This is a genomic window from Methylosinus sp. sav-2 (genome assembly GCF_004366495.1).
Lineage (GTDB): Bacteria > Pseudomonadota > Alphaproteobacteria > Rhizobiales > Beijerinckiaceae > Methylosinus.
Genome location: NZ_SOEJ01000001.1, coordinates 572,301 through 591,993 on the forward strand (window position 1 = coordinate 572,301; position 19,693 = coordinate 591,993).

General features: G+C 63.9%; 21 protein-coding genes. 7 read left to right on the top strand and 14 right to left on the bottom strand.

Annotated elements, in window-relative coordinates:
- Window positions 1-123: 123 nt before the first annotated feature.
- From ahcY to EDE12_RS02665, 3 genes are all read right to left on the bottom strand, one after another.
- Window positions 124-1,530: an adenosylhomocysteinase gene (gene ahcY, locus EDE12_RS02655; protein WP_024878122.1), complete on the bottom strand. Its 1,407-nt coding sequence runs from the start codon at window positions 1,528-1,530 to the stop codon at window positions 124-126.
- 115 nt (window positions 1,531-1,645) lie between these two features.
- Window positions 1,646-2,197 (bottom strand): hypothetical protein, encoded by a 552-nt coding sequence (locus EDE12_RS02660; RefSeq protein ID WP_024878121.1) that lies wholly within the window; start codon window positions 2,195-2,197, stop codon window positions 1,646-1,648.
- Between the two features lie 183 nt (window positions 2,198-2,380).
- Window positions 2,381-2,818, bottom strand: coding sequence for a four-helix bundle copper-binding protein (locus tag EDE12_RS02665; RefSeq protein ID WP_026599776.1), 438 nt, complete (start codon window positions 2,816-2,818; stop codon window positions 2,381-2,383).
- 178 nt (window positions 2,819-2,996) lie between these two features.
- Here EDE12_RS02665 and EDE12_RS02670 point away from each other — a divergent pair, with 178 nt between their 5' ends.
- Window positions 2,997-3,713 (top strand): MgtC/SapB family protein, encoded by a 717-nt coding sequence (locus tag EDE12_RS02670; RefSeq protein ID WP_026599775.1) that lies wholly within the window; start codon window positions 2,997-2,999, stop codon window positions 3,711-3,713.
- A gap of 106 nt (window positions 3,714-3,819) precedes the next feature.
- Here the strand turns inward: EDE12_RS02670 and EDE12_RS02675 are convergent, their stop codons facing one another.
- The 9 genes from EDE12_RS02675 to hemE all read right to left on the bottom strand — a co-directional run bounded on the left by EDE12_RS02675 (window position 3,820) and on the right by hemE (window position 13,540).
- Complete coding sequence (locus EDE12_RS02675; RefSeq protein WP_024878118.1) at window positions 3,820-4,695, bottom strand: ParB/RepB/Spo0J family partition protein; 876 nt, start codon at window positions 4,693-4,695, stop codon at window positions 3,820-3,822.
- A gap of 57 nt (window positions 4,696-4,752) precedes the next feature.
- Complete coding sequence (locus tag EDE12_RS02680) at window positions 4,753-5,571, bottom strand: ParA family protein (RefSeq protein WP_024878117.1); 819 nt, start codon at window positions 5,569-5,571, stop codon at window positions 4,753-4,755.
- A 1-nt stretch (window position 5,572) separates the two neighbouring features.
- Window positions 5,573-6,223 (bottom strand): 16S rRNA (guanine(527)-N(7))-methyltransferase RsmG, encoded by a 651-nt coding sequence (rsmG, locus tag EDE12_RS02685; protein WP_026599773.1) that lies wholly within the window; start codon window positions 6,221-6,223, stop codon window positions 5,573-5,575.
- 8 nt (window positions 6,224-6,231) lie between these two features.
- On the bottom strand, window positions 6,232-8,079 hold the full coding sequence (mnmG, locus tag EDE12_RS02690) for a tRNA uridine-5-carboxymethylaminomethyl(34) synthesis enzyme MnmG (RefSeq protein WP_026599772.1): 1,848 nt from the start codon (window positions 8,077-8,079) through the stop codon (window positions 6,232-6,234).
- A 31-nt stretch (window positions 8,080-8,110) separates the two neighbouring features.
- Entirely contained in the window at window positions 8,111-9,415 is a 1,305-nt protein-coding gene (mnmE, locus tag EDE12_RS02695) for a tRNA uridine-5-carboxymethylaminomethyl(34) synthesis GTPase MnmE (protein WP_024878114.1), read from the bottom strand.
- 163 nt (window positions 9,416-9,578) lie between these two features.
- Window positions 9,579-10,529, bottom strand: a complete 951-nt coding sequence (locus EDE12_RS02700) for an aromatic ring-hydroxylating dioxygenase subunit alpha (RefSeq protein ID WP_026599771.1) — start codon at window positions 10,527-10,529, stop codon at window positions 9,579-9,581.
- A 46-nt stretch (window positions 10,530-10,575) separates the two neighbouring features.
- Window positions 10,576-11,844 (bottom strand): transcription termination factor Rho, encoded by a 1,269-nt coding sequence (gene rho, locus EDE12_RS02705; RefSeq protein ID WP_024878112.1) that lies wholly within the window; start codon window positions 11,842-11,844, stop codon window positions 10,576-10,578.
- Window positions 11,845-12,078: 234 nt separating this feature from the next.
- Window positions 12,079-12,498, bottom strand: coding sequence for a protoporphyrinogen oxidase HemJ (hemJ, locus tag EDE12_RS02710; protein ID WP_026599770.1), 420 nt, complete (start codon window positions 12,496-12,498; stop codon window positions 12,079-12,081).
- A 4-nt stretch (window positions 12,499-12,502) separates the two neighbouring features.
- Window positions 12,503-13,540 carry a uroporphyrinogen decarboxylase gene (gene hemE, locus EDE12_RS02715; protein ID WP_026599769.1) on the bottom strand — a complete coding sequence of 346 codons (1,038 nt, stop codon included), beginning with the start codon at window positions 13,538-13,540 and terminating at the stop codon, window positions 12,503-12,505.
- A 511-nt stretch (window positions 13,541-14,051) separates the two neighbouring features.
- Between hemE and EDE12_RS02720 the strand changes: the two genes are divergently transcribed.
- Genes EDE12_RS02720 through dnaQ form a run of 3 tightly spaced genes read left to right on the top strand, consistent with a single transcriptional unit; the run spans window position 14,052 to window position 16,018 of the window.
- Entirely contained in the window at window positions 14,052-14,639 is a 588-nt protein-coding gene (locus EDE12_RS02720) for a Maf family protein (protein WP_026599768.1), read from the top strand.
- The gene (coaE, locus tag EDE12_RS02725) at window positions 14,636-15,256 is read left to right on the top strand and encodes a dephospho-CoA kinase (RefSeq protein WP_026599767.1); all 621 of its coding nucleotides are present in this window, start codon (window positions 14,636-14,638) and stop codon (window positions 15,254-15,256) included. The genes EDE12_RS02720 and coaE overlap by 4 nt, the downstream gene beginning before the upstream one ends.
- A 21-nt stretch (window positions 15,257-15,277) precedes the next feature.
- Window positions 15,278-16,018: a DNA polymerase III subunit epsilon gene (gene dnaQ / locus EDE12_RS02730; RefSeq protein ID WP_026599766.1), complete on the top strand. Its 741-nt coding sequence runs from the start codon at window positions 15,278-15,280 to the stop codon at window positions 16,016-16,018.
- Between the two features lie 130 nt (window positions 16,019-16,148).
- Here the strand turns inward: dnaQ and secB are convergent, their stop codons facing one another.
- Both secB and EDE12_RS02740 read right to left on the bottom strand, forming a co-directional pair.
- A complete protein-coding gene (secB, locus tag EDE12_RS02735) occupies window positions 16,149-16,628 on the bottom strand; it encodes a protein-export chaperone SecB (protein ID WP_024878106.1) in 480 nt (159 codons plus the stop codon).
- 111 nt (window positions 16,629-16,739) lie between these two features.
- Window positions 16,740-17,207, bottom strand: a complete 468-nt coding sequence (locus EDE12_RS02740) for an FxsA family protein (RefSeq protein WP_026599765.1) — start codon at window positions 17,205-17,207, stop codon at window positions 16,740-16,742.
- Window positions 17,208-17,315: 108 nt separating this feature from the next.
- On the opposite strand from EDE12_RS02740, the gene EDE12_RS02745 reads away from it, so the two are divergent.
- From EDE12_RS02745 to EDE12_RS02755, 3 genes are read left to right on the top strand one after another with little or no spacing between them, the layout of a single operon-like run.
- Window positions 17,316-18,011, top strand: a complete 696-nt coding sequence (locus EDE12_RS02745; protein WP_026599764.1) for a Tim44/TimA family putative adaptor protein — start codon at window positions 17,316-17,318, stop codon at window positions 18,009-18,011.
- Window positions 18,012-18,022: 11 nt separating this feature from the next.
- Window positions 18,023-19,132: an MltA domain-containing protein gene (locus EDE12_RS02750; protein ID WP_026599763.1), complete on the top strand. Its 1,110-nt coding sequence runs from the start codon at window positions 18,023-18,025 to the stop codon at window positions 19,130-19,132.
- Window positions 19,125-19,691, top strand: a complete 567-nt coding sequence (locus tag EDE12_RS02755; protein WP_026599762.1) for a Smr/MutS family protein — start codon at window positions 19,125-19,127, stop codon at window positions 19,689-19,691. The genes EDE12_RS02750 and EDE12_RS02755 overlap by 8 nt, the downstream gene beginning before the upstream one ends.
- The last annotated feature ends 2 nt before the right edge of the window (window positions 19,692-19,693 follow it).

Below are 19,693 nucleotides of genomic sequence, written 5' to 3' on the forward strand. Positions count from 1 at the left end.
AGTGAAACGCGGATCGTGACCGGGAGAATGGCGCCTAAGGATTTCGCCGAACTGGCGTCGCGCAAAAAAAACGGCGGAGCGAGAGAATCGCTCCGCCGTCTCGCTCTCGCGAGGCGAGAGAAATCAGTAGCGGTAGTGGTCCGGCTTGAACGGGCCGTTCTGCGGCACGTTGAGATAGGCGGACTGCTGCTCGGTCATTTTGGTGAGCTTCACGCCGATCTTGTCGAGATGCAGCGAGGCGACCTTCTCGTCGAGATGCTTGGGCAGCGTGTAGACGCCGACCGGATACTGGCCCTGCTTAGTGAACAGCTCGATCTGCGCCAGCGTCTGATTGGTGAAGGAGGCGGACATCACGAAGGACGGATGGCCGGTCGCGCAGCCGAGATTCACCAGGCGGCCTTCGGCGAGCAGAATGATGCGCTTGCCGTCGGCGAACTCGACCTCGTCGACCTGCGGCTTCACATTGTGCCATTTGAGATTGCGCAGGCCGGAGACCTGAATCTCAGAGTCGAAGTGGCCGATGTTGCAGACGATGGCGCGGTCCTTCATGACGCGCATGTGCTCGGTCGTGATGACGTCGACATTGCCGGTCGCGGTGCAGAAGATATCCGCGCGCGACGCGGCGTCTTCCATCGTCGTGACCTCATAGCCTTCCATCGCCGCCTGCAGGGCGCAAATCGGATCGATCTCGGTGACGAGCACGCGGCAGCCGGCGTTGCGCAGCGAAGCGGCCGAGCCCTTGCCCACATCGCCATAGCCCGCGATGCACGCGACCTTGCCGGCCATCATCACATCGGTCGCGCGGCGAATGCCGTCGACCAGCGATTCGCGGCAGCCATAGAGATTGTCGAACTTCGACTTGGTGACCGAATCATTGACGTTGATCGCCGGCCACAGCAGCTTGCCCTCCTTGTGCATCACATAGAGGCGATGCACGCCGGTGGTGGTCTCCTCGGTCACGCCCTTGATGGCCTCGGCGTTGCGCTTGTAGAAGCCGGGATTGGCCTTGAGGCGCTTCTTGATCGCGGCGAAGAGGACTTCCTCTTCCTCATTGGTGGCCTTGTCGAGAAAGGCGGTGTCGCCATTCTCGGCGCGGAGGCCCAGGTGGATGAGCAGCGTGGCGTCGCCGCCATCGTCGAGAATCATGTTCGGCGTGCCGCCGTCGCCCCATTCGAAGATGCGATGGGTGTAGTCCCAATAATCCTCGAGGCTCTCGCCCTTGATGGCGAAGACCGGCGTGCCGGCGGCGGCGATGGCGGCGGCGGCGTGATCCTGCGTCGAATAAATATTGCAGGACGCCCAGCGCACATCCGCGCCGAGCGCCTTCAGCGTCTCGATCAGCACGGCCGTCTGAATGGTCATATGCAGAGACCCGGCGACGCGCGCGCCTTTCAGCGGCTGCGACGGGCCATATTCGGCGCGGGTCGCCATGAGGCCGGGCATTTCGGTCTCGGCGATGTTGAGCTCCTTGCGGCCCCAATCGGCGAGACCGATGTCGGCGACGACATAATCGTTGAAATGGGTGGTCATGACGCTCCCTTCAGGCGTTGTCTCGCCTCGGGAAGGCGAGCGGGACGGGCTGGCCGCCTATAGCAAGGCGGGGGAGCAGATGCAATAAAGATATAAACAAGTCTTTATGTCAGCTTCAGGCCGGCCTGCGATCGCGCAGGAAGATAAAGGCGCCCAAAGCCGCGATCACAGCAACGATCAGCAGGATCAGCAGCGTCGATTCCTCGAGCCAGGCTATCGCCGGAACGGCGAGGCCGAGCAGCAGGCCGACGAGCGACACGCGCCAAGCGTCCGCGTGAATGCCCGCTGTGAAGGAGCCGAGCGCCAGCACGGTGAGCACTGTGAGCGCGCTGCTATCGGAATTCATCATCTGCTTCACATCGCCGATGAAGATGAGGCACATTGCGGCGAGGACCGCGCCCCAATGCAGGACCTGGGTGCGCACCAGACGCCATTTTTCCTCTGCGGTCTCCGCCTCCTGCCAGCCGCCGGCGATGCTGATGAGCCCGAAGATCGGGGCCAGCGCGATCCAATAGGTCGTCATGCCCTGGCGCGTCACGCTCGTATAAGCGACGCCGAACAGCGCCAGCAGGAGCATGACAAAATAGGGCCACTGCCGCAGGAAGAAGGAGGCGACGCCGTGATGATGCGTCTCGGCAGAAAGGATTTCCGGCGCTCGGTGGCTCACTGTGAAGGCTCCGTTTCGACCCGCATCCTGCGACACGGGGAGAGAATGGCCGGCGGCTCCTGGAAAATTCCTGATATCGTCTCAAATCGCGCATCGGCCGCCCCGGGGCGCGAAACTGAATATAATCGTCGCTTCAGCAAAGACGAGACGCGCCAAAGCGCGTCCCGCAAAATCGATCGGCCTTTAGGCCGCGACCTTCTGGCAATCGTCGGCGCAGGCCTTGCACGCATCGCCGCAAGCCTTGCATTCCGCGATATTCGGGAACTTGTCGCATTCCTTCTTGCAGGCGAGGCAGGCCTCGGCCACGACCTTGGCGAAGGCCGGGGTGAGGGCAGAGCCGACGCCAGAGAGCGACGCCAGCGCCTTGCAGGCGGCGACGACCTCGAAGGTGGACTTGGTGCAGGCGCCCATGCTGGCGTCATTGGCCGCGAGCATCTCGAAACAGTGACGCAGGCATTCCTCGCCAGCGGCAACGCATTTGCTGGTCGACTCGAACAAAGCCTTATATTTGGCGCCGCCGCCATGATGGTGAGCGTGCGGATCTTCGGCCGCCAATGTCCCCGTGGCGGCGGTTGCGGCGGCCAATGCGCCCATTGCAGTCACAAATTGCCGACGTTCCATGAATCTCCCCCTGAGTTTTAGGAACAACAACAATTTCAGCTTTAAGCTTTTTGGAGCAAGATTCAATCATAACGACCGCTCCGCGAGTAAAAAACGTCGCGAAGCTCTGCCAATGTGACCAATCGGTTACAATGATTCGGCGACGGCGCGAGACCGCACGAAGACACGGACAGGAAAGATGGCGTTCATTACCAACTTCAACGCGCCGGAATTTTTCAATTCCCTGATATCTCTGCTCGTTGCGCTGCTGCTCGGCACGCTGATCGGAGCGGAGCGACAATATCGCCAGCGCACCGCCGGGCTGCGCACCAATGCGCTGGTGGCGCTGGGCGCGGCGGCCTTCGTCGATCTCGGCATGCGCCTCAATGGCAATGTCGGCGCGACGCAAGTGCTCGCCTATATCGCCTCAGGCGTCGGCTTTCTCGGCGCCGGCGTCATCATAAAAGACGGGGCCAATATCACCGGCCTCAACACCGCCGCCACAATCTGGTGCTCGGCCGTGACCGGCGCCTTCGCTGGCGCGGATCATGCCGCCGAGGCCATATTGATGGCGATCTTCACCCTCGCCGGAAACATGCTGCTGCGGCCGCTGGTCCATCTCATCGAGCGCGCGCCGATCGACGAGCGCGCCACAGAGGCGATCTACCGCGTGCATGTCACCGTCTCCCAGACACGGCGCGACGAATTGCGCGATCTCATGGTCGAGAAGCTCGAGGCGGCCGATTATCCAGTGCGCGAAATTGAGGAATTGGAGCGCGGCGAGGACGAGGCCGAGCTCGTCGCAATATTGACCTCGACCAGCGTCGACCCGAAAGAGCTGGACGCCGTCGCCGCTGATCTCGAGAAGATCCCCGGTGTCGAGCATGCGAGCTGGACAGCGCAGACGAGCGAGTGAAGCGGCGAAGGGCGCGTAGAACCGCCGAGTGATTCGAAGAATCTAAAAGAAAGCGCGCGTCCCGATTCTCGGTCGACGTCGAGGCGATAAAAACAGCGCCCCACATTCACCCCGTCAGCCGCCGGCACAGCCCATCGAGCTGCTCCAGCGTCGTGTAGCGGATGCGCAATTCGCCGCTCTCACCGCTATGATGGATCGACACATAGAGCCCCAGCGCATCGGTCAGCAATTTTTCCATCGCCACCGTATCGGCGTCTTTCTCGACACGCGGCTTGCGCGCCTTCGTCTCCAGCTTGGCGCCGGAATCCTCCTGCGCGAGCCGCTCGACGTCGCGCACGGTGAGGCCCTCCTCGACGACACGTCGCGCCACCGAATCGGGATTGTCGAGGGCGAGCAGCGCGCGCGCATGGCCGGCCGAGATCGCGCCTTCCGTCACCAGACGCCGGCTCGCCTCGGGAAGATTGAGCAGACGTAGCGTGTTGGCGACATGGGACCGGCTCTTGCCGATGATCTTGGCGAGATCGGACTGCGAATAGCCGAACTCCTTGCCGAGCCGCTCATAGCCCCGCGCTTCCTCGATCGCATTGAGGTCGGCGCGCTGGACATTCTCGATAATGGCCAGCTCGAGCGCCTCGCGATCATCCGCCTCATGCACGATGATCGGCACATCGGCGAGACTGGCGAGCTGGGCGGCGCGCCAGCGGCGCTCGCCGGCGATGATCTCATAGGCGTCGGCGACACCCGGAACCGTGCGCACGACTATGGGCTGAATAATGCCCTTCTCGCGAATGGAGGCGGCGAGATCGGCGAGATCATCCTCGTGGAAGGCGACGCGCGGATTGCGCGGATTGGGCCGCAGAAACTCGATCGGCGCCCGGCGCTGGCCGCGCGCGCGCTCCACGGCCGGCGCTTCCTCGCCGGCGTCTCCGATCAGAGCCGCCAGCCCCCGCCCCAATCTTCTGCGCGTCGCTTCTTCGGCCATTTCTGGATAGGTCCTTCGATCGAGAAGCGCGCCATTCGCGCGCCGAGAAACCCTGGATCAAGCGGCCCGCAGCCGCTTCTCGCGCTGGATGACTTCCGTCGCGAGCTTCAGATAGGCTTGGCTGCCGCTGCATTTGAGATCATAGAGCAGCACGGGCTTGCCATGCGACGGCGCCTCCGACACGCGCACATTGCGCGGGATCACCGTCTCATAGACCTTGTCGCCCATGAAGCGCCGCACATCGGCGACGACCTGGGTCGCGAGATTATTGCGCGGATCGAACATGGTCAGCACAATGCCATGGATCGACAGCCGCGGATTGAGCGAGCGCCTGACCTGATCGACCGTCGACAGCAGCTGCGACAGACCCTCGAGGGCGAAGAACTCGCATTGCAGAGGAACCAGCACGGCGTCGGCGCAAGCGAGGGCGTTGATGGTCAGCAGATTGAGCGACGGCGGGCAGTCGATCAGCACATAGGTGAAGGCCGGAGCCTCACCATGGCGCTCGGCTGCGATCAGCTCGGCGACGGCGCGCTTCAGACGAAAGGCGCGGTCCTTATCGCCGGCGATCTCCAGCTCGACGCCGAGCAGATCGAGCGTGGATGGCGCGATCGAGAGCCGCGGCACGGCGGTCGCGATGATCGCGTCGGCGAGGCTGCTCTCGGCGAGCAGCACGTCATAGGTGGAGATGCGTCGCGCCTTGCGATCGACGCCCAGGCCAGTCGAGGCGTTGCCCTGCGGATCGAGATCGATGACGAGCACCGTCTCACCCACAGCGGCGAGCGCGGTGCCGAGATTAATGGCCGTCGTCGTCTTGCCGACGCCGCCCTTTTGATTGGCGAGAACGAGGATTCGGGGCTGAGGAACGTCGGTCACGTCAAGCTCCAAAATCTCGCGCAAGGGCGATAATGCGGCCGGACGAATGAGTGCGGCTCTGCAATGTCCAGATCTGGAAACTATCCGCGGCGCTCGAGCCGGTCAATTCAGCGGCCCAGTCTTCACCCTTTAAAAACACGCCTTTGACGTTTTTCAACAGAAGTTCGTGCGACCATTCGATCAGTTGCGGCATTGGCGCGAGCGCGCGGGCGGTCACGCCGGCCACGGGATCGGCGATCAGCGGCAGCACATTTTCGATTCGGCCGACGTGGATTTCTGCGGCGGCTCCTGTTTCACGTGAAACAGCGCGCAGAAACGCCGCCTTCCGTTGATCGCTCTCGATGAGATGAACCTTCGCGCCCGCATGGTCCTTCAGGCAGATCGCCAGAACCATGCCGGGAAACCCCGCGCCGGATCCGAGATCGATCCAGCTCTCGAGGCTCGGAAAAAATTCGCGGATTTGCGCCGAATCGGCAAAATGCCGCGTCCATAGCTCGTCCAATGTGCTCTCGGCGACGAGATTGATGGACTTCTGCCATTTGCGCAGCAGTGATTCGTATATCTCCAGCTCGCGAATATAGGGCTGCAGCGACGGCGCGATCTGCAGAGCTCTGTCCCGATCGCTGACGCGATCCTTCCCCTTCCCGCCCATTTTACCGTTCACCCGCGCCGCGCCCGCGCCGCCAAAAGGGTCAGCGCAGCTGGAGTGACGCCCTCTATGCGCTGGGCTTGGCCGAGCGTGCGCGGACGCAACACCGACAGCTTGGCGCAGAGCTCCGCCGAGAGTCCGCCGATCTCGCGATAGTCGAGCGTCGAAGGCAGAGCGAGCTGCTCATCCCGCCGATAGGATTCGATATCAGCGCTCTGCCGATCGAGATAGACCGCATAACGGGCGTCGGTCTCGACACGCGCCGCCGTCTCCGCATCGATCTCGGCGAGCTCTGGCCAGATCGCCGCGAGCCGCCGCAGATCGATCTCCGGGAAGGACAGCAGAGCATAGGCGCTGCGTCGTTGCCCATCCTGATTAATGGGGAGGCCGACCCGCGCCGCGGCGGCAGAGGTCAAGGACAATTGCTGCAGCAGCGCGCGGGCGCGGGCGAGCTTGTCCATTCTGTCCCGATGCGCCAGCTCACGCTCGCGCCCGACGCAGCCGATCTCCAGCCCCTTGCCGGTCAAGCGCTCATCGGCATTGTCGGAGCGCAGCGACAGACGATATTCGGCGCGCGAGGTGAACATGCGATAAGGCTCGCTGACGCCTCGCGTGACGAGATCGTCGATCATCACGCCGAGATAGGCCTCGGCGCGATCGAAAACGCTCGCCGTCCAGCCGCCTGCCCGCGCCGCGGCGTTGAGCCCGGCGACGAGGCCCTGGGCCGCCGCCTCCTCATAGCCGGTCGTTCCATTGATCTGGCCGGCGAAAAAGAGTCCCACGACACTTTTCGTCTCCAGCGTGGCGTCGAGCTCGCGCGGATCGACGAAGTCATATTCGATCGCATAGCCGGGGCGAAGTATCTGCGCCTTTTCCAATCCTTCGATCTTCTGGATGAAAGCGCGCTGAACCTCCTCGGGCAACGAGGTCGAGACGCCATTGGGATAGACCGTGTCGTCGTCGAGACCTTCCGGTTCGAGGAAAATCTGATGTGCGTCGCGATCGCCGAAGCGCGTGACCTTATCCTCGATCGAGGGGCAATAGCGCGGACCCGGCCCCGAGATGGCGCCGCTGCGCATGGGCGAGTGCTCGAGATTATCGAGAATGACCCTATGCGCGGCGGTATTGGTGCGGGTGATGTGGCAATTGATCTGCGGATTGACGATCGAACGAGTGAGATAGGAAAAGGGCTCGGGGATCTCATCGCCGCGCTGCTCCTCGAGCCGCGCCCAATCGATCGTGCGGCCATCGAGCCGAGGTGGCGTGCCGGTCTTCAGACGCCGCGTGGCAAAGCCGATGCGGCGCAAATCCTCGGCGAGGCCGATCGATGGATTTTCGCCCATGCGTCCGGCAGAATAGCGCGTCGCGCCAATGTGAATCACGCCATTGAGGAAGGTGCCGGTGGTCAGAACCACCGCGCTCGCGGCGAGCGTCTCGCCGTCCAGAGTCACGCCGATCACGCGGCCCTGCTCCAGCACGAGACCTTCCGCCGAGCCCTCTACGACCTCGAGATTCGGCGTCGCCGCAATCGCCGCCTGCATCGCCTCGCGATAGAGCTTGCGATCCGCCTGCGCGCGCGGACCACGCACGGCCGGGCCTTTGGAGCGATTGAGCAGCCGAAATTGAATGCCGGCGGCGTCGGCGACACGGCCCATGAGCCCGTCGAGCGCGTCGATCTCGCGGACCAGCTGGCCCTTGCCGAGCCCGCCGATCGCCGGATTGCACGACATTGCGCCGATCGTCGCGAGCGAATGGGTGACGAGCGCCGTGCGCGCGCCACGTCGCGCAGCGGCGGCGGCGGCCTCGCAGCCAGCATGGCCGCCGCCGATCACGATCACGTCATAGGCCGGTCGGCTCAATTTCCTATCCTCGATCCTGTTTCACGTGAAACTATTTGCCGATGCAGAATTGCGAGAAAATCGCATCCAGCACCTCCTCCACATCGACAGCGCCGACGATGCGGCCGAGCGCCCGGCCTGCGACACGAAGATCGTCCGCGACGAATTCGAGCGGCTTGCCAGAATCGAGACTCGCCTCGATCGCCATTTTCGCCCCCTGAATGAGCCGCCTATGCCGTTCACGCGTGAGAAGCGCCGTCGAGCCGTCGCCCAGACGTCGCTTCGCGCGACCCGCAATTTCCTCCAGAAGTCGGTCTATTCCAAACCCTGTTCGAGCGGAAATTGCAAGATTATCTGATGTGCAATCTAGAAAATCCGCCTTGGTTGCGACACGGATCAGCTCGGCGTCGCCCAAAGGCTCCAATTGCGGCGTCTCACGGCCCCCTTCCGAGAGCCACAGCAGCAGATCGGCCTCCCCGATCCTCGCCCGCGTCCGCGCGACGCCGATGCGCTCGATCTCATCCTCCGCCTCGCGAAGACCCGCCGTGTCGACCAATGTGATCGGCATGCCGCCGAGATCGAGATGAACCTCGATCATATCGCGCGTTGTTCCCGGGATGGCGGAGACGATCGCCACCTCGCGCCGCGCCAGAGCATTGAGCAGCGTCGATTTGCCGGAATTGGGCGGGCCGAGCAGCAGCGCCACGAAGCCGTCGCGGAGCCGCTCGCTGGCTTCGCTCGCCGCCAGCGCCCCGGCCATTTCGGCGATCCCGGGCTCGAGCAAGGGACGAAGCGCCGTCGCCGGCTCGAAGACATCCCCCTCATCGGAAAAATCCAGCTCCGCCTCGACCAGCGCCAGAGCCCGAATCAGCCGTTCGCGCCAGCCTTCGACTCTTTTGCGCAGAGCCCCGCCGAGCGCCCGTATCGCCTGACGGCGCTGAAACTCTGTCTCCGCATCGATGAGATCGGCGAGCCCTTCGACCTGCGACAAATCCATTTTGCCATTGGCGAGGCTGCGCCGCGCAAATTCCCCCGGCTCCGCCTCGCGCAAGCCGGGAAGGCCGTTCAGAACGCCGAGCAGCGCGCGCGCCACAGCGCGGCCGCCATGAATTTGCAGCTCGGCGTAATCTTCCCCGGTCGGCGAATTCGGCGCTGGAAAATAGAGCGCGAGACCGCGATCGAGCGGCTCGACCGCGCCCGGCGCGCGCAGCGTCACATAATGGGCGAAGCGTGGCTGAGGCGTGAGCCCGGCCAAAACCTCGAGCACACGCCCGACCGACGGACCGGACAGGCGAATTACCGCGATTGCGGCGCGGCCGGCGCCAGAGGCCGAGGCGAAGATCGTGTCGCTGGACATGATCCTGATGCTCTACTCGAATTTCTCTCGCCGAGAAAGAATACGGCTTTTTCAATCTGAAGGAATGACTTTAGAGGTGAATTGAGAATTCGTTAACTTTTGGTCTTTCCCAAATCGCAGCGCGTGGCGTCGGCAAAGGGCCGCGGAGCTTTGCCGAAGGAAATCAGGCGCTGGAGCCGAAGAGGCGCTGACGATAGAGCCGGCGAAAGGCCAGAGTGGCCGCATCCGTCGGCATGGATGCCTCCTCCCCACCTAGCGGCGAGAATGGCGGCGTCGAGGATTCGACGATCGCGCGATCTTCTTCCGCGATCCGGCGATTGGACCAGAGAAACAGCGCATCGAAGAGACCAGCGCGCAAAAAGCCGCGGGCGGTGAGCAAGAGAAGACGTGTCTCCCGTTCCCCGACAGGAATGCAGATCGCGAAGATGCGAAAGACGCGGCCGCGAAAATCGAGCGACAGCTCCATCAGATTGGGAAACACATAATCCAGCGCCGCCGGGCGTCGCCTCCCCACCACGGAGGCCGCGATCTTGCCGCCATATTCATGCGGCTCGAAGCTCACATCCATCCGCGCCAGGGAATTTTCGTCGAGCGCGCGCGCCATGGCTCCGCCGAAGGTCCGGCGATGCACGAAAGCGACATGGGGCGAATCGAGCATATTCTCCATGACGCGCGTCCAATGCACGCGCCAGACGAAGCTTTGCGCGCAGAGCCGCAGGCCGCACGTCAGCGATTCGATCGGCGGCGGCTCGTCGGCCGTCTCGCCCGGCGCCGTGCGCAACCAGATGACGCCATCGATTTCACGCACAGGAAGCCGCGTCGCGCGAATCGTGTCGCGCTTCGCCTCCGGGTTCCAGGGAATGTGACGAAGGCTTCCATCCGCGCCGAAGCGCCAGCCATGGAAGGGGCAGCGAATGTCGCCCTGCTCGACACAGCCAAGCGAAAGGGCGACGCCACGATGCAGGCATTGGTCGATCAGCGCAGCCGGCGCGCCATCGAGGCCGCGGAACAGCACGATTTTTTCGCCGGCCACAGTGAGCGGCAGAGGCGCGTCGGCCTTCAGCTCGCGTGCGAGGCCGACGATCGTCCAGACATTGGCGAAACCCTCGAACACGCTCTCCCCGCGAATTCACATCGCCGGCGCGTCCGAGGGCGCCAACTCAGGTGTTCATCGAATCGAAGAAGCTGGCGTTGCCCTTGGGCGTCTCGCGCAGCTTGCCGAGCAGGAACTCGATCGCGTCCACCGTGCCCATCGGATTGAGGATGCGGCGCAGCACATACATCTTTTTGAGCACGTCCGCGGGCACCAGCAGCTCTTCTTTGCGGGTGCCGGAGCGGGTAATGTCGATTCCAGGGAAGACGCGCTTGTCGGAGACCTTGCGGTCGAGAATGATCTCCGAATTGCCCGTGCCCTTGAATTCCTCGAAAATCACCTCGTCCATGCGGGAGCCGGTGTCGATCAGCGCCGTGGCGATGATTGTCAGCGAGCCGCCCTCCTCGATATTGCGCGCGGCGCCGAAGAAACGCTTAGGACGCTGCAGAGCATTGGCGTCCACGCCGCCGGTCAACACCTTGCCGGAGGACGGCACCACAGTGTTGTAGGCGCGGCCGAGACGCGTGATCGAATCGAGCAGGATCACGACATCGCGGTGATGCTCGACCAGGCGCTTGGCCTTCTCGATGACCATCTCCGCGACCTGGACGTGACGCACGGCCGGCTCGTCGAAGGTGGAGGACACGACCTCGCCCTTCACAGAGCGCTGCATGTCGGTCACTTCCTCCGGGCGCTCGTCGATCAGCAGGACGATCAGATAGCACTCGGGATGATTGGTGGTGATCGACTGCGCGATATTCTGCAGCAGCACGGTCTTGCCGGTGCGCGGCGGCGCGACGACCAGAGCGCGCTGGCCCTTGCCGATCGGCGCGACGAGATCGATGACGCGTGCGGAAAGGTCCTTGCGCGTCGGATCGTCGATCTCGAGCTTCAAGCGCTCATCTGGATAGAGCGGCGTCAGATTGTCGAAGGGGACCTTGTGCCGCACCTTCTCCGGGTCTTCGAAATTGATCGAATTGACCTTGAGCAGCGCGAAATAGCGTTCGCCCTCTTTGGGGCTGCGGATCATGCCTTCGACAGTATCGCCGGTGCGCAGGCCGAAGCGCCTGATCTGCGAGGGTGACACGTAAATGTCGTCGGGGCCGGCGAGATAATTGGCGTCCGGCGAGCGCAGGAAGCCGAAGCCGTCCTGCAGCACTTCGACGACGCCTTCGCCGACGATCTCGACGTCGCGACCGGCGAATTGCTTCAATATTGCGAAGAGCAGTTCCTGACGCCGCATGAGCGACGCGCCCTCGACCTCATGCTCCTCAGCGAAGGCGAGAAGCTCGGCGGCCGATTTGGACTTCAGGTCCTGAAGCTTGATTTCCCCCATTTGGGACAATCCTCGACGATATTCGGATGAAACTTGGCCTAGGGCGGCGGGGTAGGGCAGATAAGGAAGCGGGACACGATGCCCCGGTGAGCCGGTCTGGATCCGGCTGTCGTGCGAAACGACGATCTGCCTTTAGGTGAGCAAGTCAGCAATTAATCCTTTTCGGGCGGAAACGCAAGCCATCCGCCCGAAACTCATGACAATTCCGTGAAAGGCGGGGAAAATCCCCAGTCGTCAGAATGGCTTGACGATCACCAGAATGACGATGCCGATCATCAGCAGAGTCGGAACCTCATTGATGAATCGGAAGAATTTCGCCGGCCGGTGATTCTCGTCGCGCTCGAAAGCCTTTTGCGTGACGCCGAAATAGAAGTGGACGCCAGTCAGAAGGACCACCAGCGCCAATTTGGCGTGCAGCCATCCGGCGCCATGGAAGGAGCCGAAATAGATCAGCGCCAGACCGGCCAGCCAGGAGACGATCATCGCCGGCGCCATGATGTAGAGCGCCAGCCGGCGTTCCATCTTCTTGAACAATGCGGAGGGCGCGCCCTGCCCCACTTCCGTATGGTAGACGAACAGCCGCGGCAGATAGAGCAGCCCGGCCATCCAGGAGATAACTGCGATCACATGCAGAGCTTTGATCCAGAGATACATGACTTCAATTCCCTGTTCCGCGAATACGCTCGATCAATTGCGAGACATGCTCGAGCGGCGTCTCCGGCAGGACGCCATGGCCGAGATTGAAAATATGCGGCCGTCCGGCAAAGCACCGCAAAATGGCGTCGATCTCGCGATCGAGCGCCGCCCCACCGGCCAGCAGAGCCAGAGGATCGAGATTTCCCTGTAGCGCCGGGCCTGCGGGGATTTCCTTCACCGCCCAGGCGGGATCGATCGCCGTGTCGAGTCCCAGCGCATCGGCGCCGAGCGTCCCGGCGAGACGGGGGAGATGCGTCGCGCCGCCACGCGGGAAGGCGATGATCGGCACGCCGGGCCGGGCGGCCTTCACCGCGTCTATGATCTTCTTAAGCGGCTCCGCGACCCAACGCTCGAACTCGTGAGCAGGCAGCACGCCGGCCCAGCTGTCGAAGAGCTGCAAAACCTCGACGCCGGCGTCGATCTGCCGAATGAGATAGGCGATGGAGGCCTCGACCAGAATATCGATGAGCCGTGCGAAAGCCTGCGGCCGTCGATAGGCGAAGAGCCGAGCCGGCGCCTGATCCGGCGTGCCGCGGCCGGCGATCATATAGCTCGCCACCGTCCAGGGCGCGCCGCAAAAGCCGATGAAAGTCACTGACTTCGGCAGCTCACCCTTCACCCGGTCGATCGTCTCGAAGACAGGCGAGAGCTTGCCCAGGTCGAAATTCTCGGCGAGCGCCTCGATGTCCTGATCGCTCTCCAGCGGAATCAGCCGCGGCCCATGCCCCGTCTCGAACCAGACCTTCTGCCCCAGCGCATCCGGCACGACCAGAATGTCGCTGAACAGGATCGCGGCATCGAAGCCGAAACGCTCGATCGGCTGCAAAGTGATCCGCGCCGCCGTCTGCGGATTGTAGCAAGTGTCGAGAAAGCTGCCGGCTTTGGCGCGCAGCTCCTGATATTCCGGCAGATAGCGGCCGGCCTGTCGCATCAGCCAGATCGGCGGCACGGCGCGTGCTTCTCCGCCCAGAACGGCGAGGAGAGGCTTGAGATCACCCATTTCGCTTATTGCTCCGGCAGGATCGGGAATGGAAGGCGACGTCCAGCGCTCCTTCCGTCATTGGAGCTAGCCCAAAACGACACAAAAAGAAAATTCAATCTTTAAGAGATTTTTTTGATTTTATTGACGGTTCATTAACGAAGGTTAATTTCCGTCAACCTTTTGTCCACATCTTACGTAGCTAGAACCATGCTGTAGAGAGTTTTGCCAGCCCGCTGTGGACACAATCGTAAACGAAACATTAACAATGGCTTGTGGGCGTCTACCCACAAGCCTCGCGGTTGACGGCGGAGAATCCCACGCTGCAATGCCAAAGCTCCTGTTTATCCCCACCCGTTCCGTCGCCTGTTGATCGCTGCCCCTGGTTATGCGCAGCTGTGCACATGCCCGGCCCGACGGCGCTCATTTGTCCCCATAATGCCCACGACCACGTCCGGCCTGTGGGAATCGATCGGAGGAGGTTCGACTGCCGCAGGATCGCCCCGGCGCCTTCTGGCTTCTCGCCGAGCCGCTGATTCTCGCCTCCAAGAGCAAAGGCCGGCGCATGGCGCTGGAGCAGACTGGCGCGCCTTTTCTCGTCGAGCCAGCAGAGATCGACGAGCGCTCTGCGGAAGCGCAGGTCGTCGCCCTTGGCGGCGACGCCGACGCTGTCGCGGCGCGATTGGCCGGCGACAAGGCGAAGCTCGTCTCACTGGCGCGGCCGGGCGCTCTCGTCCTCGGCGCGGATCAGGTTGCGAGCTGCGAGGGGCGGAGATTCGGCAAGCCGCCGACCGTCGCCGCCGCCGGCGAGCAGCTGCGCTTTCTCTCCGGGCGGACCCACCGTCTGCATTCGGCGGTGGCCCTCGCCCGCGACGGCGCCATAATCTTCGAGACCGTCGCCCATGCCGATCTGACAATGCGCGCTTTTTCGGATGATTTTCTCGCCCGCTATCTCGAGATCGTGGCCGAGGAGGCGACGACCAGCGCCGGCGCCTATCAGATAGAAGGACTCGGCGTTCATCTCTTCGAGCGCATAATCGGCGATCATTGGACCATTATCGGAATGCCGCTGCTGCCGGTGCTCGATGCGCTTCGCCGCGAGGGAGCGATTCTGTCATGAGCGGCGACGCCGCGCCCCGTCCTCTGGTCATCGGCCTCACCGGCTCGATCGGCATGGGCAAATCGACGACGGCCGATCTCTTTCGCGCCGAGGGCGTCCCCGTCTATGATTCCGATCGCGCCGTGCATGAGCTCTACCGTGGCCCCGCGGCGGCGCAGATAGAAGAGATGTTCCCTGGCGCGACGGTGGATGGCGTCGTCGATCGCGCCCGCCTCGCCGCCCACGTGCTCGGCGACGGCGAGGCGTTGCGCCGTCTCGAGGCGCTGGTGCATCCGCTCGTCGCCATCGGCCGCGACGAATTTCTCGAGAATTGTCGCCGCGCGGGCGAGCGTTTCGTCGTCTTCGACATTCCGCTTCTCTTCGAGATCGGCGCCCAAAAGGATGTCGACGCCGTCGTCGTCGTCTCCGCCCCGCCGGAAATTCAGCGCGCGCGCGTGCTGGCGCGTCCCGGCATGACGGAGGAAAAATTCGCCGCCATACTCGCCAAGCAGGTTCCAGACGCGCAAAAGCGCGCCGGCGCCGATTTCGTGGTGCATAGCGAGCGCGGCCTGGATTCCGCTCGGCAGGAAGTTCGGCTAATCCTCGAGGAGCTGGCGCGACGAAAGCCGTCGCGCTGATCCGATCGAGAGAGGCTGCCGATGCGTGAGATCGTCTTCGACACGGAGACGACCGGTCTCGACCCGACCAAGGGCCATCGCATCGTCGAGATCGGCGCGGTGGAGATTTCCAATCTCATCCCCACCGGCCGCACTTTCCATTTCTATCTCGATCCAGAACGCGACATGCCGGAAGAGGCGTTTCGCGTGCATGGCCTCTCCTCGGCCTTTCTCACGGGCCAAAAGAAATTCCGCGAGATCGCCGACAGCTTTCTGGAATTCGTCGAGGACGCCAATCTCGTCGCGCATAACGCCGAATTCGACATGCGCTTCGTCAATTTCGAGCTCGGCCAGCTGGGAAAAGCGGCGATCCCTTTCGATCGCGTCGTCGACACGCTGACCATCGCCCGCCGTCGGCATCCCGGCGCCTCCAATACTCTGGATGCGCTCTGCCAGCGCTATGGCGTCGATCTCACGCGACGCGACAAGCATGGCGCTCTGCTCGACGCAGGCCTGCTCGCGGAAGTCTATGCGGAGCTGATGGGCGGCCGCCAATCGGCGCTCATTCTGCAAGCGGATGCGGCGACTCTGGCGGAGGAGAATGGCGGCGAATTTTTGCGTAGCCGCCCGCAAAAGCTGGCGCCGCTGCTCACCGAGGCGGAACGCGCCGCGCATGAGGCCTTTATCGCCAAGCTGGGCAAGGAGCCGATGTGGCTGCGCTATCTCGCGCAGCCAGAGACGGCCGAGCCAGCCATCGAAACCGTGATGGAGAAGCGAGCCTGACGGCTCGCCTCTGCGATTTCGTACGGTTTCCGAATGATCGATTCGCCGTCATTGCGAGCGCAGCGAAGCAATCCAGAGCCGTGGGGCGGTCGCTGGATTGCTTCGTCGCTTAATGACGACCGGGGATAGTTCAGTTGGCGTTGGCCGGAGCTTGCTGCTCCTGAGCCGCGCGCTGCTGATAGAGCGCGAAAAAGTCGATGGGATCGATATAGAGAGGCGGGAAGCCGCCATTGCGCGTGGCGTCGGCGACGACCTGGCGCAGGAAGGGGAACAGCAGGCGCGGGCATTCGATCATCACGATCGGATGAATCTGCTCGGCCGGAATGTTCAGCAGGCGGAACACACCGCCGTAATCGACCTCGAGCTTGAACAGCACCTCGCCGCCTTCGGTGGCCGAGGCTTCCAACGTCACCGAGACCTCGAAATCCTCAGGTGACATCTGGCGGGCGTTGACATTGACCTGAATGCCGATCTCCGGCGGATTCTGGCGCGGCTGCAGCGAGCGCGGCGCATTGGGATTCTCGAAGGAGAGATCCTTCACATATTGCACGAGCACGTTGAGCGCCGGGGCGCCGGTCGGGCCGGAGCCGCTTCCATTCGTATCGGTCATCGTCGAACTCCCTGCCGATTTCGGCTCCTGACAGGCGCGACGGTATGGCGGCGCCTATCACGGCGCCCGCCTAACACGTCCCCTTGCCTGCGACAACGGATTTGACGGTGGTCAGACAACTTTGGCGGGAGGGGCGCGGCGCGCGCGCACGCGGCGCTTGGGACCTTCATCGACAATGGCTTTCCACTCGCCAGGCGAAAGATCGATGGTCTGCGGACCCTGCCGCTCGGTCTTGCCGCGAATGCGATCGGCGACCTGCGCGCGGATCGACGGCGACTTCAGCGCCAGGCCGACGAGATCGGAGGCGAAGCCGGGCAGGATCAGCAGCAGCGAGCCCACCGCCTCGAGGCCGCCCTCGAGCAGAGCGACGCCGGATTTCAGCTCCTCGCGCGGCTGCCCGACGCGGCTGCGCAGATAGACGAACAGCCGCTTGACGTCGGCGAGGCCGAGCAGCGTCGTGCCGACGCCGAGCGCCACGGCCGCCATCACGCCGAGAAATTGCACGACGAGCACGAAGGCCACGATCTCGACGAAGAGCCAGCCTGTCAGCACATAGGCGACGAGTTTCGACTTGTTCACCTCGGCGCGCCCTCCGTTCCCGTCACGAGAGACCCCTGCGAGGGGTTGATTCGTGACATCTGGGACGCGACATGATACCGGACAATCCCTGCGACCGGGAGACGCCCTTTGTCGGGATCCGATTTCGACCCATCCATCTTGGTCTTCGCCGCGCTCGCGGCTTTCGTCGTCTGGAAATTGTGGTCGGTCCTCGGCGTGCGCGTCGATCGCGAAGGCCCCGCCTCCGATCGAGCCGGCCCCGCCCAGCGGATCGGCCCGGCTCCGGCGCCGCAGGGCTCCGCTTTTGCGCCTTCGCCCGCCAATGGGGCGCTGGACGCCGACCGCTGGAAAGGCCTCGCCGAATCGGGCAGCAATGGCTGGCGCGGTCTGGACCAGATCGCCGCCTCCGATCGCAGCTTCTCCGGCCCGGCCTTCGTCGAGGGCGCCAAGAAAGCCTATGAGATGATCGTCCAGGCCTTCGCCAGGGGCGACCGCGACACGCTGCGCAATCTCCTCTCGACCGAGGTGTTCGACAGCTTCTCCGGCGAGATCGCCGGGCGGGAGCAGCGCGGCGAGACGGCCGAGGCCCATGTCGTCTCCATAGATTCCGCTACGGTGGAGGACGCCAAGGTCGAGCTCCGCAAGGCGCAGATCACCATTCGTTTCGTCGCCAAGCTCCAATCGGTCCGCCGCGACAGCGCCGGCGCCGCGATCGAGGGCGATTCCGATCGGCCGCTCGAGATCGTCGACCTCTGGACTTTCGCGCGCGATGTCGCGTCGCGTGATCCGAATTGGAAGCTCGTGGCCACCGAAACGGTTCATTAGGCGGAACTTGCGTGGCGTCCGTCGATCTCGATCCAGTCGGTTTCGATTCGATCGACGCCATTTTTCGGGACGATCTCGGCGCGGCCTTTCGCGTCTTTCGCCGCTCAGCTGAAATCATTCTCTCCGCTGCGCAGCCGCTCCGCGCGGCTTTGCCGGCCGATGAAGCGCTGGCTCGCGTCTGCCGCATCGCCGCGGGCATGGATGCGGCGAGGCTCTCCCAAGATGCGGCGCTCGATTTTTTCGCCGCCAATTTCCGCCCTTTTCGGCTGCGTGGGCCGGGATTCGTCACCGCCTATTACGAGCCTGTGATCGAGGCGCGGGAGGCGCCGGAGGCGGGGTTCCGCACCCCCGTTCCCGCTCGTCCTGCCGATCTCGTCACCTTGAACGAGAGGCCTATCCGCGGCGAGGCGGGCGAGGCGCTCACCTCGGCCCGGCGGCGGGACGATGGCGGCCTCGAGCCCTATCCCGATCGCCGCGCCTTGGAGGAAGGCCCGCCCGAGCTGCGGCCGAGGCCGATCGCCTATGTTCGCGACAGGGTCGAGCTGTTTCTCATTCAGGTGCAGGGCTCAGCGCGGCTGCGCTATCCGGGCGGGCGCGATTTGCCGCTCACCTATGACGGCCGCAATGGACGTCCCTATACCTCGATCGGTCGCCTGCTCATCGAGCGCGGGCTGGTGCCGCAAAATGAGATGTCGCTCGAGCGCTTGAAGACGGAAATCCGCGCCCTCGGCCAGGAGGATGGCGCGCCCGGCGCCCGGCTGATGCAGGAGAACCGCTCCTATGTCTTCTTCCGCGCCGATTCCTCGCCGGAGCGGCGCGACGGCCCCATAGGCGGCGAGGGCTGCGCGCTGGCTCCGCTTCGCTCCATCGCCGTTGATCGCTCGCTGTGGAGCTACGGCCTACCCTTCTTCATCACTGCGACGCTGCCCTGGCGCAGCGCGGCGGCGGAGCCCTTCGCCCGGCTGATGATCGCGCAGGACACGGGCTCGGCGATCCTCGGACCTGCGCGCGCAGATCTCTTCTTCGGCGCCGGGGACGAGGCCGGCGCGCTCGCCGGGCTCGTGCGCCACAATGCGGATTTCACCGTGCTGCTGCCGCGAGGAGCGGTCGGCGATGAGTGATCCGCCGCGCGAATCGCGTCGCTCGCGTTTTCTGTCCCGCGAAGAGATCGAGCTCTGGAACAAGGTGACGGCCGATGTGCGGCCGTCGCGAGGGCGTCGTCGTCGCCCGCTAGAGGAGCAGCCGACCGAGGCCAGCGAGCCGAAGAAAGGCGCCGCCGCTTCGCCTCTTCCTCCGCCCGCTCCGGCGGAAAAAAAGCCGCGGCCCCATCCGGCCGCGCCGCCGGCGGAGATCGATCACCGCACGCGCATGAAATTGCGTCGCGGCCGGCTCGAGGTGGAGGCCAAGCTCGATCTCCACGGCCTGCGCCAAGCCGAGGCGCAGACGGCGCTCTATGATTTTCTGCGCCACGCCCAGGCGGCCGGCGCCCGCATGGCGATCGTGGTGACGGGCAAGGGCGTGCGCAGCGAGGAGGGCGGTGTGCTGCGCCGCGTCGTACCTTTATGGCTGAGCGCCCCGGCCATGCGCGATCTCGTGGTCGGCTTCGGTGAGGCGGCGCGCAATCACGGCGGGGAAGGCGCGCTCTATGTGCAGATCAGGCGCCCGCGCGGCGCGAAATAGCC